The organism is Streptomyces sp. NPDC054932 (assembly GCF_053610205.1).
Window position 1 is genome coordinate 1 of record NZ_JBSGXU010000101.1, and the last position, 14,707, is coordinate 14,707.

At 70.3% G+C, this 14,707-nt stretch carries 12 protein-coding genes; 10 read left to right on the forward strand and 2 right to left on the reverse strand.

From position 1 onward, the window contains the following. Positions 1-46 precede the first annotated feature (46 nt). Positions 47-709, reverse strand: a complete 663-nt coding sequence (locus ACWGE1_RS24695; protein ID WP_030765850.1) for a potassium channel family protein — start codon at positions 707-709, stop codon at positions 47-49. After that, complete coding sequence (locus ACWGE1_RS24700) at positions 706-1,374, reverse strand: potassium channel family protein (protein ID WP_365264269.1); 669 nt, start codon at positions 1,372-1,374, stop codon at positions 706-708. The genes ACWGE1_RS24695 and ACWGE1_RS24700 overlap by 4 nt, the downstream gene beginning before the upstream one ends. A gap of 220 nt (positions 1,375-1,594) precedes the next feature. Here ACWGE1_RS24700 and ACWGE1_RS24705 point away from each other — a divergent pair, with 220 nt between their 5' ends. The 10 genes from ACWGE1_RS24705 (at position 1,595) to ACWGE1_RS24750 (ending at position 14,611) form a co-directional block, all read left to right on the forward strand. Beyond that, on the forward strand, positions 1,595-3,649 hold the full coding sequence (locus tag ACWGE1_RS24705; protein ID WP_453422665.1) for an APC family permease: 2,055 nt from the start codon (positions 1,595-1,597) through the stop codon (positions 3,647-3,649). 92 nt (positions 3,650-3,741) lie between these two features. Next, a complete protein-coding gene (locus ACWGE1_RS24710; protein WP_453422666.1) occupies positions 3,742-5,079 on the forward strand; it encodes a class I SAM-dependent RNA methyltransferase in 1,338 nt (445 codons plus the stop codon). A 983-nt stretch (positions 5,080-6,062) separates the two neighbouring features. Then, positions 6,063-6,803 (forward strand): TauD/TfdA dioxygenase family protein, encoded by a 741-nt coding sequence (locus ACWGE1_RS24715; protein ID WP_453422667.1) that lies wholly within the window; start codon positions 6,063-6,065, stop codon positions 6,801-6,803. Positions 6,804-6,918: 115 nt separating this feature from the next. After that, positions 6,919-7,353 carry an aspartate 1-decarboxylase gene (gene panD / locus ACWGE1_RS24720; RefSeq protein ID WP_453422668.1) on the forward strand — a complete coding sequence of 145 codons (435 nt, stop codon included), beginning with the start codon at positions 6,919-6,921 and terminating at the stop codon, positions 7,351-7,353. Further along, positions 7,350-8,726: a DUF6002 family protein gene (locus ACWGE1_RS24725; protein WP_453422669.1), complete on the forward strand. Its 1,377-nt coding sequence runs from the start codon at positions 7,350-7,352 to the stop codon at positions 8,724-8,726. Before panD ends, ACWGE1_RS24725 begins: the two co-directional genes overlap by 4 nt. Before the next feature lie 44 nt (positions 8,727-8,770). Beyond that, a complete protein-coding gene (locus ACWGE1_RS24730) occupies positions 8,771-10,018 on the forward strand; it encodes a hypothetical protein (RefSeq protein WP_453422670.1) in 1,248 nt (415 codons plus the stop codon). Next, positions 10,015-11,172, forward strand: coding sequence for a hypothetical protein (locus ACWGE1_RS24735; RefSeq protein WP_453422671.1), 1,158 nt, complete (start codon positions 10,015-10,017; stop codon positions 11,170-11,172). Before ACWGE1_RS24730 ends, ACWGE1_RS24735 begins: the two co-directional genes overlap by 4 nt. 4 nt (positions 11,173-11,176) lie before the next feature. Beyond that, entirely contained in the window at positions 11,177-12,457 is a 1,281-nt protein-coding gene (locus tag ACWGE1_RS24740) for an aspartate aminotransferase family protein (RefSeq protein WP_453422672.1), read from the forward strand. Between the two features lie 73 nt (positions 12,458-12,530). Next, the gene (locus ACWGE1_RS24745; RefSeq protein ID WP_453422673.1) at positions 12,531-13,358 is read left to right on the forward strand and encodes a methyltransferase domain-containing protein; all 828 of its coding nucleotides are present in this window, start codon (positions 12,531-12,533) and stop codon (positions 13,356-13,358) included. A 35-nt stretch (positions 13,359-13,393) separates the two neighbouring features. Next, entirely contained in the window at positions 13,394-14,611 is a 1,218-nt protein-coding gene (locus ACWGE1_RS24750) for an MFS transporter (protein ID WP_453422674.1), read from the forward strand. Positions 14,612-14,707: the final 96 nt, after the last annotated feature.

Genomic DNA, 14,707 nt, shown 5'->3' on the forward strand with positions numbered 1-14,707 from the left:
CGCCCGGCCGGGCGCGCCCCCTTCGTCGTCGAGCATGCCCGCAGGGCTAGCGGCGGGCCTGGAGGAGGTCCTCCAGCTGTTCCTCGCGGGCCTGGGCGGCCACGAAGAGCAGTTCGTCGCCCGGCTCCAGGGTCTCCTCCCCGTGCGGGGTGAGGACCCGGTTGCCGCGGATGATCGTGACCAGCGAGGTGTCCTCGGGCCAGCTGATGTCGCCGATCTGGGTGCCCGCGACCGAGGAGTCGGCCGGCAGGGTCAGTTCGACGAGGTTGGCGTCGCCGTGGCTGAAGCGCAGCAGCCGCACCAGGTCGCCGACGCTGACGGCCTCCTCGACCAGGGCCGACATCAGGCGCGGCGTGGAGACCGCGACGTCGACGCCCCAGGACTCGTTGAAGAGCCACTCGTTCTTCGGGTTGTTGACGCGGGCCACCACGCGGGGGACCCCGTACTCGGTCTTGGCGAGCAGCGAGACGACGAGGTTGACCTTGTCGTCACCGGTCGCCGCGATGACCACGTTGCAGCGCTGGAGCGCAGCCTCGTCCAGCGAGGTGATCTCGCAGGCGTCGGCCAGCAGCCACTCGGCCTGCGGCACCCGCTCCACCGAGATGGCGGTCGGGGCCTTGTCGACCAGGAGCACCTCGTGGCCGTTCTCCAGCAGTTCGCCCGCGATGGAGCGACCCACCGCGCCTGCCCCGGCGATCGCGACCCTCATGCGTGTGCCTCCTCGGGCCCCTCGGCGAATGCCGCCTCGACCTTGTCGATCTCGTCCGTGCGCATCATCACGTGGACGAGGTCGCCCTCCTGCAGGACCGTCGCCGACGTGGGCAGCATCGCCTCGCCCAGGCGGGTGAGGAAGGCCACGCGCACGCCCGTCTCCTCCTGGAGCTTGCTGACCTTGTGGCCGATCCACGCGGAGGAGGTGTGCACCTCGGCGAGCTGCACCCCGCCGCTCGGGTCGCGCCACAGCGGCTCCGCGCCCGAGGGCAGCAGCCGGCGCAGCATCTGGTCGGCGGTCCACCGCACGGTGGCGACGGTGGGGATGCCGAGGCGCTGGTAGACCTCGGCGCGCTTGGGGTCGTAGATGCGGGCGGCGACGTTCTCCACGCCGAACATCTCACGGGCCACGCGGGCGGCGATGATGTTGGAATTGTCACCACTGCTGACGGCGGCGAAGGCGCCCGCGTCCTCGATCCCCGCCTCCCGCAGGGTGTCCTGGTCGAAGCCGACCCCGGTGACGCGGCGGCCGCCGAATCCGGCGCCGAGCCGGCGGAATGCGGTGGGGTCCTGGTCGACGACGGCGACCGTATGCCCCTGCTGTTCCAGGGTTTGCGCGAGGGCGGAGCCCACTCTTCCGCAGCCCATAATGACGATGTGCACGGCCGTCCTTCCGGCTGTCAGCGACTCGCTGGTTCCCAGCCTCATTGCATGCTCTGGTTTAACAGGGTCTCAGACCATGGCCCAAGCTACACACGGGCGGTCACCAGTGTGGTCCCTTGCGCCGCAGTCGTGGTGCGGGCGGGGAGGAATTGCGGCGGGATTGCGGTGTGAGGGGGTGGGGGGTTCGTCAGGCTGATTTCGAACGCTTACGATCCTCTGCGTGTCCAAACTGACCGACGTGCCCAAACGGATCCTGATCGGCCGGGCGCTACGCAGCGACCGCCTCGGAGAAACACTCCTTCCCAAGCGGATCGCCCTTCCCGTCTTCGCCTCCGACCCTCTGTCCTCCGTGGCATATGCCCCTGGCGAGGTTCTGCTGGTCCTGTCGATCGCGGGCGTGTCGGCGTACCAGTACAGCCCTTGGATCGCGCTCGCGGTCGTCGTGCTGATGTTCACCGTCGTGGCGTCCTACCGCCAGAACGTCCACGCCTACCCGAGCGGTGGCGGCGACTACGAGGTCGCCAATACGAACCTCGGACCCCGGGCCGGCCTGACCGTCGCGAGCGCCCTGCTCGTCGATTACGTCCTGACCGTCGCCGTGTCGATCTCCTCCGGAGTCGAGAATCTCGGCTCCGCCGTGCATTTCGTCATCGAGCACAAGGTGCTCTCGGCGATCGTCATGATCCTCCTGCTCACGCTGATGAATCTGCGCGGTGTGAAGGAGTCCGGCAAGCTCTTCGCGATCCCGACCTATGTCTTCGTGGCCGCGGTCTTCGTCATGATCGGCTGGGGTGCCTGGAAGGGCATCGTCCTCGGCGAGACCATGTCGGCGCCGACGGCCGATTTCGAGATCGAACCCGAGCAGAAGGGCCTGGCCGGCTTCGCCATGGTCTTCCTGCTGCTGCGCGCCTTCTCCTCGGGCTGTGCGGCGCTGACCGGCGTCGAGGCGATCAGCAACGGCGTCCCCGCCTTCCGCAAGCCCAAGAGCAAGAACGCCGCGTCCACCCTCGCCCTCATGGGCGGCCTGGCGGTCACCATGTTCTGCGGGATCATCGGCCTGGCCATGGCCACCGACGTGCGGATGGCCGAGAACCCCGCCGTGGACCTGCTGCACAACGGTGTCCCGGTCGGCCCCGAGTACGTCCAGGACCCGGTGATCTCCCAGGTCGGCGAGGCGGTCTTCGGCGACGGCAGCATCCTCTTCATCCTGCTGGCCACGGCCACCGCGCTGGTGCTGTTCCTGGCCGCGAACACCGCGTACAACGGCTTCCCGCTGCTCGGCTCGATCCTCGCGCAGGACCGCTACCTGCCGCGCCAGCTGCACACCCGTGGCGACCGGCTCGCCTTCTCCAACGGCATCGTGCTCCTCGCCGGCGCCGCCATCCTGCTCGTGTGGCTCTACGACGCCGACTCGACCAAGCTGATCCAGCTCTACATCGTCGGCGTGTTCGTCTCCTTCACCCTGAGCCAGATCGGCATGGTCCGGCACTGGAACCGGCACCTGAAGTCGGAGCGCGACGCCGCCGCCCGCCGCCGGATGCACCGCAGCCGCGCCATCAACACCTTCGGTGCCTTCTTCACCGGCATGGTGCTGGTCGTCGTCCTCGCCACCAAGTTCACCCACGGCGCCTGGGTCGCCCTGCTCGGCATGGTGATCTTCTACGGCACCATGAGCGCGATCCGGAAGCACTACGACCGCGTCTCCGCGGAGATCGCCGCCGCCGAGGGCCCCAGCGACGACAGCGTGCGGCCCTCCCGGGTCCACTCGATCGTCCTGGTCTCCAAGGTCCACAAGCCCACCCTGCGCGCCCTGGCCTTCGCCAAGCTGACCCGCTCGGACACCCTGGAGGCGCTCAGCATCAGCGTCGACCCGGCCGAGACCAAGGCACTGCGCGAGGAATGGGACCGGCGCGGGATCAACGTCCCGCTCAAGATCCTCGACTCGCCGTACCGGGAGATCACCCGCCCGGTGGTCGAGTACGTCAAGGGTCTGCGCAGCGAGAACCCGCGCGACGCGGTCAGCGTCTACATCCCCGAGTACGTCGTCGGCCGCTGGTACGAACACCTGCTGCACAACCAGAGCGCGCTGCGCCTCAAGGGCCGGCTGCTCTTCACCCCCGGTGTGATGGTCACCTCGGTGCCCTACCAGCTGGAGTCCTCGGAGCTCGCCAAGCGGCGGGCCAAGAAGCGCCAGGACTGGAACGCCCCGGGTGCGGTCCGACGGGGCCCGGTGGACAGCCCCCGGCCGCCGAAGGAGCCCTCCTCCAAGGGCTAGGCACGTTGGTGAACGGCCGGACGAGATCCACGTAAACTGGTGGGTCGGTCGTCCGGCCGTTTTCCTTTTCAGTTTTTTGGAGTCTCCCCACCATGACGAGCGCCGAGCAGAACGAGAAGCAGTCACTGGTCGGGGAGGAGTACGAGGTCGAGGTCGGTCCCGTCGCGCACGGCGGTCACTGCATCGCCCGGAACGCGGACGGCCGCGTCCTGTTCGTCCGCCACACCCTGCCCGGCGAGAAGATCATCGCGAGGGTCACCGAGGGCGACGCCGACTCCCGCTTCCTGCGCGCCGACGCGATCACCGTGCTCGACGCCTCCAAGGACCGGGTCGAGGCCCCCTGCCCGTACGCCGGCCCCGGCAGGTGCGGCGGCTGCGACTGGCAGCACGCCAAGCCCGGCGCCCAGCGCCGGCTCAAGGGCGAGGTCGTCGCCGAGCAGCTGAAGCGACTCGCCGGGCTCACCCCGGAGGAGGCCGGCTGGGACGGCACCGTGATGCCGGCCGAGGGCGACAAGCTGCCGGCCGGGCAGGTGCCGCAGTGGCGCACCCGTGTGCAGTTCGCCATCGACGAGGACGGCACGGTCGGCCTGCGCAGGCACCGCTCGCACGAGATCGAGCCGATCGAGCACTGCATGATCGCGGCGCCGGGCGTCAGCGAACTGGGTATCGAGAAGCAGGACTGGCCGCAGATGGCCACGGTCGAGGCGATCGCCGCCTCCGGCTCGAACGACCGCCAGGTGGTCCTGACCCCGCGCCCCGGCGGCCGCCTGCCCCTCGTGGAGCTGGACAAGCCCGTCTCCGTCCTGCGGGTGGAGGAGAAGGACGGCGGGGTCCACCGCGTCCACGGCCGCCCCTTCGTACGGGAGCGCGCGGACGGCCGTACGTACCGCGTGGGCATGGGCGGCTTCTGGCAGGTCCACCCGCAGGCCGCCGACACCCTGATCAAGGCCGTCATGCAGGGCCTGATGCCGCGCAAGGGCGAGATGGCCCTCGACCTCTACTGCGGCGTCGGCATCTTCGCGGGCGCCCTCGCGGAACGCCTGGGCGAGACCGGGGCGGTCCTCGGCATCGAGTCGACGAAGCGCGCGGTGGAGGACGCCCGCCACAACCTGGCGGACTTCCCGCGGGTGCGCATCGAGCAGGGCAAGGTCGAGGCGATCCTCCCGAAGACCGGCATCACCGAATGCGACCTGGTCGTCCTGGACCCGCCGCGCGCGGGAGCGGGCAAGCAGACGGTCCGCCACATCACGGGCCTCTCGGCGCGCCGCATCGCGTACGTGGCGTGCGACCCGGCGGCCCTGGCCCGCGACCTGGGCTACTTCAAGGAGGCGGGCTACAAGGTCCGCACCCTCCGCGTCTTCGACCTCTTCCCGATGACCCACCATGTGGAGTGCGTGGCGATCCTCGAACCGATCGCGAAGAACGCCTGACCTGCGGTTTTGCTGGTGTGCATGATGTGCGCTGTGGGTGATGTCGTGACGCCCGTGACGCACGCTGGGCGCGGATTCTGATGGGCAGTCAGCGGGAAGGCGTTCCCCAAGCCCTGCGTGCCGGCAGGTGTCCGTATCCGCTGCTCGGTGCGTCGGTCTGCCTCTGTGTCGGGCCAACTGGCGCACCCTCCCCTGTAAGAGCCTCCGTGGACAGCGCGCGTTGAGGGCAGAGGGGAGCAACACGGCCCCGACTGGTGCCAGCCGCCCCCTGCGGCTGGTGCGCTCAGAGAGCTTGATTGCCAACATGCTTGCTGTGCAACTGATTTAACGGCCGGGTCCGAACGGGGGCGACCGGGCGGTATTCGGCGGTCCGGGTGAAGATCCTGGAGCTTTGCGCATCCATCGTGGATCACGATCGATGAGGTGACGAGCATGTGTTGGACCGCTTGATGGCTGCCAAGTCAGGGTGTGGGGGTGGCAAGTCCCGCAGCACGAAGAGTTCCTGACGGGAGTAATGCCGGTGTTCACCGTCAAGGGGGAGGCTTTGGGTGTGATGTGAGCTCGCCGCTCCGCCGATGCCGGCATATGGCAGCGCTCATCCGGTCGGAGGACGTAACCGGCTGACTGTGGTCCGGCGCTGTGCGCCCGTCATCACGTCGGCATGGACCTCGTCGGCGCCGAGGTAGGCGCTTTCCGTTTCGCACGTTCCTCCGACGGCGAACTCATCGGGATGTTCGGCCAGGCACGGCTGAGCAAGTCATTCGATTCGACGGCTGTCCGCGCCTGCCCTCGCCACCGTGCGGCCGGGCTGCGCCCGGCCGGTATCACGCGGGCCGCTCTGGGGACCCGTCGTTCTCCGCGCGAAGCAGAGCACGTTCTTCGTGTGTCAATTTTTCCTGCGCAATTCGAATATCGCTGCCCGGACGGACCTTCTTCCGGGGTTCGTCCCGGGCGTGAAACATTCAATGATTCCTGGAGGAAACGTGGCTCATTCGCCGATCAGCATCCTGTCCCAAGTGGACTTCAACGGCCAGCCGTTGTCCGACGAGCTCCTGTCGAGGACCTTCGGCCAGCTCATGGATGAGCACGGGTATGTCCTCATGTGCAACGTGGTCGACGAATTCGATCCGGTCCGGTTCTCCCGGGGCCTGGGGGCCTTCGTGCCGAACTACACGGGAGCGGTGGTGGGGGACGTACGGCCCGAGCCCGGAATGGACGATGTCTATCACGCGGGCAACACGCGTCCCCTCACCCCGCACTCCGAGGGCTACGACTTCGCGGTCACCCCTCCTCGGTACATTGCCCTGTGGTGCGTCACGCCGGCCTCCGGCCCCGGCGGTGAGACCACCCTCATGGACACCCGCCCGCTGGTGTCCGCCCTCACCGGGGACGAGCGCAACGAGCTGCTCAAGAGGGACTACGAGTGGAAGACCACCGAAGGAGTCCAGCGGCTGGGCCTGGACCTGAAGACCCGTCACCCGATCCTGGAGGAGCACCCCGGCGGGGACATCGTCCGGTTCAGCTGCAACAACCTGATCCGGGAGGACGACGACTTCGCCGCCGGGCTCCAGGAGCGCTGGCACGCCGCATTCGACCGCGATCACGTGGCCGTGGAATACCGCGAGCGCGACATGCTCGTCTGGGACAACTGGCGCCTGCTGCACGCCCGTAACGCGTTCAGCGACCGGAGCCGCCACCTGCGCCGCATTCAGATCGCCGGCTGACCCGTCCGGGGTTCGGCGTCACCGTGCTGCCGCACGGGCGAGCGCGCACCGCGCGGCCGGCAGTTCTGTTTCCCATGTTCCGTACTTCATTCACCACCCTCGGCTGGAGCGACACATGCACCGCACAATGCTGCACAGCAAGATTCACCGTGCCACCGTCACACAGGCCGACCTGCACTACGTCGGGTCGGTGACCATCGACGGCACGTTGATGGAGGCCGCGGACCTGCTGCCCGGAGAGCAGGTCGACATCGTCGACATCAACAACGGCAACCGGCTGACGACCTATGTCATCGAAGGCGAACGCGACAGCGGCGTCATCGGCATCAACGGTGCGGCCGCCCGGCTGATATCCCCGGGAGACCTGGTGATCATCATTGGCTACCACGTGCTCGCCGACGCGGAGGCCCGCACGGCACGACCGCACGTGGTGTTCGTCGACGACCAGAACCGCCCGCTGTCGGTCGACACGGACCCCGCCGCGGTGCCGGACTTCCCCGAGGCGTCCCAGCTCGTCCGCGGTGACGTCCTGGAAGGTGCGGGCCGATGACCACGACCGTCCCCTCGCCGACCGCCGAAGCCGTCGGGTCGCCCAACTGCCCCCAGGCGCTGACGCGTTACGACGCCGAACTGCGCGTCATCCTCTCCGAGGCGGGCGCCGCCTCCCCGGCCGGCACCGCGGAGCGTGGTGCGTTCGCCCCCCGCTGGGAGCTCCCGGCGCCCAGCGAGGCCCTGGACCGCTTCTTCGCCCCCTCCGGCATCAGCACCCATGTCCTGGAGGAGCGCGGGGGACAGCGGATCGATCTGCTGAACCTGATGCACAATCCCCGTACCCGGACCACCAAGACGTTCGCGTCCCTGGTGATCGTCGCGCGTGCGGTGGCCCACATCAGGCGCACCGGGGAACCGGTCGTGATCGTCACCCCGTCCAGCGCCAACAAGGCCACCGCCCTGCGCGATGCCGTGCTGCGCGCCCACGAGTCGGGCCTCGTCACCCCCGCGGAGCTGCGCATCGTCTGTGTCGTCCCGGCCACCTCCACCAACAAGCTGTGGCACTCGGACCTGGCCGGTGACAGGTCCCTGCGTGATGCCAACCCCGTCGTGGTCCTGCACACCGACGAGCCCGGCGACGTCAAGGCACTGGCTCAGGCCGTGGTCGCCGAGGAGGCCGAGACGCTGTACGCGCGGACCGGAACGCGTCTGTGGCACTCCATGGACCTGCGGAACTACATGGTGGCCGATGCCGTCCGCGCGCTGTTCGAGCGCGACCACCTGCCGGTCGAGGAGCGGACCCACGCCCACTCGGTCTCCAGCGCCTTCGGTCTCCTGGGGCACTTCCACGGACAGCAGTGGCACACGGGCAACGAGTGGCCGACCCTCGGGGGCCAGTACTTCCTCGTGCAGCACCTCGGCACACCCGACATGGTCTCCAGCCTCTATCACGACCGCTTCGACTACCGGCCGGAGTGGACCTCGCGCGACGGCGCCGTGCACCAGAGCCGCGATCCGCACTTCCCGCAGGTCGCCCACGCGCCCGACGAGCGACTCGACGTCACGTTCTACACCCACCGGCCGGCCACGGCGCCCCGGATGAACGAGATCATCCGCCGCCAGGGCGGGGGCGGAGTGGTCGTCTCCCTCATGGAGTGCCTCCAGCGCTATCCGCACATCCGCCACCTGCTCGCTCCGCACGGCGTCCACCTCCCGGCAGACCCCCGCAACCTCCGCGAATGGTCTCTGGTCATGGCGCTCACCGGCGTCCTCAACGGACTCGACCGCGGCCTGGTCGGCACCGAGAAGGTGCTCGTCCACGGCTCCGGCTCGTACGGCACCGCCGACTTCCGCGCCGTGGAACCCTCCCACCTGCGGCCCGTCAGCTCCCTCGACGACCTGCGCCACGTGGTCCGAGCCGCTGCGGCCTGATGCCGTCAGCGCCCGCGCCCGCCGCCATCCGACCGGGAGCCACCTTGTCCGCCACCCCTGCTCCGCCCGAACCACGGGCCGTTACGTCCACACCGCCTCCCGGGCCGTTCGCCGCAACGGGTACCAGGCCCGGTGACGTCGCCCGCGCCCGCCTGACCTACGCCTGGAACAACAGCCCGCAGCCGGTGTGGCGCACCGTGCGGCGGCTGTACGACAGCGCTCCCCGCGCGGGGTCCGCCACGGTGTCCCGGGTGGAGACCGGCCACCCCTCCCTCGCCTACCTGGGCCTGCCCAAGGGCCGGGCCAACATCCTGCAACTCCTGGAACACCAGCGCTCGCGTTCGGGCGCGGGCGCCGGCACCGCCCGGCGCGAGGAGAGCCCCGCTTCCCTGCGGGGCCTCGCCGCCGGCCGCTGGCCCGAGGCGGATCTGGTGGTGGTCGGTGCCCAGGCGCACCAGCTGGGCCGGCTGCCCCGGGCCCGCTCCGTCACCGCGCCGTTCCGGGTGCACCTGGTCGTGGACGTACCGGACTCCCCGGAGCGCCTCCAGCAGCAGATATCGCGGCGTGAGCGCTGGGAGTTCCGCCGCAACCAGCGAGAGCACCAGTGGTCTCTGGAGGAGGACTCCTCGCCCGAGGCGTTCGACTTCTTCTACCGGCGGATGCACGCCCCCACCATGGGCCACCGTCACGGCGACCGCAGCCGCACCGAGAGCGCTGCCGTCGCACGGCACGGCATCCTGGACCACGGCACGCTGCTGTTCGTCGCGCAGGACGGAGTCCGCGTCGCCGGCGTCCTGTGCCACTGGTCCACCGACCGCCGGACCCTTACCACCCGTCTGCTGGGGGTGCTCGACGGCGACGAACTGCACTACAGTCAGGGCGCGTTCAAGGCCGTCTACCACCTGCTGCTGCAGTGGGCGTGTGCACACCGGGTCGCCCACGTCGACTTCTTCGGTACGGAAGCGTTCATCAGCAAGGGCATCTTCCAGTGGAAGCGCAAGTTCGCCCCCCGGGTCGTGCTGCCGCCCAACCACTTCGCCGACAAGCGCATCCGCCTCTACGTCCGGCGCGACACCCCCGAGGTCCGGGACTTCCTCGTCGCCAACCCGCTGCTCGCACTGGAGCCGGGTCCCGGCGGGCCGGCCCTGATCCCCACGTACTTCACCGACTCCGAAAGGCCACCACGGCTGGACATCAGTGCCAGCTGTCCGGATCTGCCCGAGCCCCGCCTCGTCGACCTCGACCGCTTCCTCGCCGACCGCCCCTCCGCCTCCGCCCGGGTCCGGCCGTGAGGGCGCCGAGTGTCGCCGTCGCAGGCACCGGCGCGTTCGGGTCCGCGCTCGTCCGCGCACTCGCCCGGTACCCGTACCTGCCGGAGCTGCACGTTCTCAGCGGGGACCCGGACCGCGCCCGTGACCTGGCCGAACTGGCCGCCGATCACAGTGCTCTGGTGGGCACCCGCACGGCCTGCACCCCCCACCACATCGACCCGGACGACCCACAGCAGATGCGGCGCTCGCTGGCCGCTCTGCGTCCCGGCGTCCTGGTGGTGGCCACGTCCGAACAGTCCCCGGCCGAAGCCCGCTCCGCGCCCTCGGGCTGGACGGACCTCCTGGGCCACGCGGGTTTCGGTCTCACCCTTCCGCTGCAGGCGGTGCGCGTCCGGAACCTGGCGGCCGCCTGCGCGGACGCGAGCCCGGACACCGTGCTCGTCAACGCCTGCTTCCCGGATGCCGTCAACCCCCTGCTGCGAGCCACGGGAACACCCGTGGTCTGCGGACTGGGCAACATCGCCACCCTCGCCGCGCCGCTGTGCGCCCGCCTCGGCCTGTCGGACCAGCGGCGCATGCACCTGCTGGCCCACCATGCCCATCTGCACGCCCCCGCCGACGCGGACCAGGACGCCCGTGCCTGGCTCGACGACGTACCCCTGGCCGATCTGGCCGGCCGGCTGGCCGCCGTCCGGAGCCGGCCGCGCCGGCACCTCAACGAGATCGGCGCCGTGGCCGGCGCGGCCGTCGTGGCGGCGCTGGTCGGCGCGGGACCCCGGCATGTCGGTCATCTCCCCGGACCGAACGGCCTTCCCGGCGGCTACCCCGTCACCGTCGACCACCGCGGTGTCCGGCTGCGGCTGCCCCCCGGCCTCACGCGCGAGCAGGCGGTCGCCTGGAACGTACGGCGCAGCGAACTGGACGGCTCGGTCGTCGATCCGGACGGCACCACCCGCCTCATGCCGGCAGCTCTGTCAGCGCTCCGCCGGCACTGGCCCGATGCCCCGGCCGGCTATGGGCCCCACGACCTCCATGCCGTACATGGCCAGCTGCTTCGTCTGCGCTCGCACCTGCGACGCACACCCGCCCTCCAGCCGTCAGGAAGTGCAGGCTCCCGTGATCACAAGCCCGTCGACGACCAGCGCCCCCTCTCCACAACCGACTCGTCCCACTGACACGTTGCTCGCACGGCACCAGCGGGTCCTGCCGCGCTGGGTCACCCCCTACTACGAGAACCCGCTGGCTCTCACCCGGGGGAGCGGACGGCACGTCACCGACGCCGACGGCCGTACCTACCTCGACTTCTTCGCCGGCATCCTCACCAACTCCCTGGGCTACGACCTCCCGGAATTCCGCGAGGCGGTGCAGCGGCAGCTGAACACCGGCCTGACCCACACCTCCACGCTGTACCTCATCGAGGCCCAGGTCCGCCTCGCGGAGCGGCTGGCGAAGCTGTCCGGCATCCCCGACCCCGCGGTCTTTCTCGTCAGCTCGGGCACCGAGGCGAACGATGCGGCGCTGCTCGCCGCGGTCTGCCACGCCGGCAGCAACCATGTGGTCGCGCTGCGCGACGGATACCACGGCCGGTCGCTGACAGCCACCGCCGTCTCCAGCCTGCCCGGATGGCAGCCCAGCCCGTTCTCCCCGCTGCGCGTGACGCTTGCGGACAACGGCGCCGACCACGCCGGGGAGGTCCGGACCGAGGCCGACGACGACGCGGCGCTCGATTCCCTGCGAGCGGCGCTCACCGCCGAGGGGGACGCCGCCGCACTGATCGTCGAACCCGTGCAGGGGCTCGGCGGATTCCACACCCCGCCCTCACGGCTGCTGCGCCGTTACGAGGAGCTGGTGCGCGACCGGGGCGGCGTGCTGATCAGCGACGAGGTCCAGACCGCGTGGGGCCGCACCGGAAAGAACTGGTGGGGATACCAGCTCCACGAACTGCGCCCCGACGCCCTCACCTTCGCGAAGGGCGTTGCCAACGGGCTGCCCATGGGCGGCCTCGTCGCCCGTCGGACGCTCCTGGACGGCCTGCCCGGCAAATCCATCTCCACCTTCGGCGGGAACCCCCTGTCGTGCGAGGCCGCCCTCACCACCCTGGACGTCATCCGCGACCGCGAGCTGCTGGACAACGCGGACACCATCGGAGCGTTCCTCCTGGAGCGCATACGAGGCATTCAGGAACGCGAACCCCACCTGACCGCGGCACGCGGCCACGGCCTGATGATCGCCGTGGACCTGGTCGAGCCGGACAGCGGAGAACCCGACCCCGATACCGCGCGGGCGTTCGTGGCCGTCTGCCGCGAACTCGGCCTCCTCATCGGCATGGGCGGGCCCCGGGGCAACTGCCTGCGGATCGCCCCGCCGCTGACCGTGACCGCCGAGGAGGCCCGCACGGCCGGCGACATCCTCGAACAGGCCGCTGCCGACACCCGTCCGGTCGAACGCGACGCGGGATGAACAGTCCACGTCCGCTCGCCCCACCCGCCGAGCGCACCGCACCGCACATCTCCCACATCTCCAAGGAGTCCGTATGAGCGTGGCAGAGAAATATCTGATGGGAGCGGGCTCCAGCGAGCTGGACCGCATGCTCTACCAGGGCGAGATGTTCCGGCCGGAGGCCGAACGGCTGCTGGCACGCTGCGGCCCGGGTCCGGGCGGCCGCGCGGTCGACGTCGGGTGCGGCCCCCTGGGAATCATGGACATGCTGGCCGAACGCGTCGGCCCCACCGGAGAGGTGGTCGGGCTCGACGTGCAGCCCGAGATGCTGGAGCTCGCCCGCCGACTCGTCTCGGAGCGCGGGATGGAAAACGTGCGGCTGGTCGAGGGCGACGCCGCCGCGAGCGGTGAACCGGAGGGCAGCTTCGACTTCGTCCACACCCGGCTGGTCCTGATGAACGTGCCCCATTCCGCGGAGGTGCTGTCCGCGATGGTGGCCCTCGCCCGCCCCGGAGGAACCGTCGCGGTGCAGGACGTCGACTGGGTGACCCGTGTGTGCGACCCGCCCCACCCCGCCTGGACCCGGCTGGTCGACGCCATCGCCGAACTGTGGCGTCTGAACGGCATGGACGTCCACCTCGGCCGGCGCCTGCCGCGCCTGTTGCGGGAGGCGGGGCTCGGCGACGTGGGCGTCGACGCCGGCATCAGGGTCTTCCAGCACGACCACCCGTACCAAACCCTGCTGGTCGACCGGGCCGAGCTGTGCCGCGACGCGCTGGTGGAGCACGGCCTGGTCGGTCACGCGGAGCTGGACGACCTGACCGGCGAGCTGCGTGCCCACCTCGCGGCACCCGACACGCTCGTCATGCACGCCACCCTGTTCCAGGCCTGGGGCACCGTTCCGGGTCCGACGGGCGCGTGAGCGGCCGGCCGGCGGGGCGCGCCGTAAAGCGACGCATGGTGCGACGGCTGCTGGCCGGTCAGGGCGTGAACGGGTTCGGTGACGGTCTGTGGTTCAGCATCTGGGCCATCTACCTGACCGAGATCAGACACATTCCGGCCAGTGACATGGGACTGTCCATGGGGATCGGAGGTGTCATCGGTCTGCTCGCCGCAGTGCCGATCGGCGTGCTGGCCGAACGGCACGGCCCACGCGAGGTGTTGGCGACCGTCACCCTGCTGCGCGGACTCGCCATGGTCGCCTATGTGTTCGTGGGCGGATTCTGGTCCCTGCTCCTCGTGACCTCCTTCTTCTCGGCCGTACAGAGCTCCGGGTCCGGGGTGCGCATCACCCTGGTCTACCGGCTGATGCCGCCCGACAGTCAGCTCGAGGTGCTGGCCCAGGGCCGAGTCGTCCAGCACATCGCCTACGCCGCGGGAGCCGGCGCCGCCACTCTGGTCCTGGCCGGCAACAGCCGGGCGGTGTTCGTGGCCGCCGTACTGGTCAACGCTCTCACCCTCGTTCTCACCGCGGCGTTGACGATGCTCGTCCCGTCCGTCACGGCCGTGCCGCGCGAGCGGCGGCCCTCCGGAACACAGGCGCTGCGCGATCTGCCCTACGTAGCGATCATGAGCAGTACGGCGCTGTTGTCCCTGTGCTGGGCGCTGCTGGCCAGCGGCCTCCCGCTGTGGATCGCACAGGACACCCGCGCTCCGCTGTGGACGGCGGGTCTCGCGGTCGTCATCAGCTCCGCCGCCATCGCCGTCTTCCAGGTCAGGGTCAGCCGGCAGTCGGTGCAGGTCGCCGAGGCCGTGCGGTCCAGCCGGATCTCCGCTGTCGCCCTGGCCGGCTGCTGCGTCATCTTCGCCGCCGCCGCCTGGCCCCGGTCCCCGCTGCTCGCGACAGTGGTGGTCATCGCGGGAATGGGTGCCCACATCGTGGGCGAGCTCTACTACGTCTCCTCGCGCTGGGGGCTGTCCCTCGGCCTCATGGCCAAGGACGCCGAGGGCCAGTACCAGGGCGTCACCGCCAGCACCGAAGCCGCGGCCATCGCGATGGGCCCGGCCCTGGTCACTTCCCTGGTCACCGGCTTGAGCATCACGGGGTGGATCGCCCTCGCGGCTCTGTTCCTGCTCTCCGCGCTCCCCGTCGGCGTGCTCAGCCGCCGGGCCATGCGGGACGGCTTCCGAGCCGCCCTGGTGGATCGCGAGGGACCCCGGGAAGTGAGGAGTTGAGGCCTTGCCCGATCGGCGCCGCCCACCGGCCACGGCCGTGACCGTTGGCCCGACCCGGCCCACCGCTTCACCGGCCCGCCCCACCGCAAGGACACA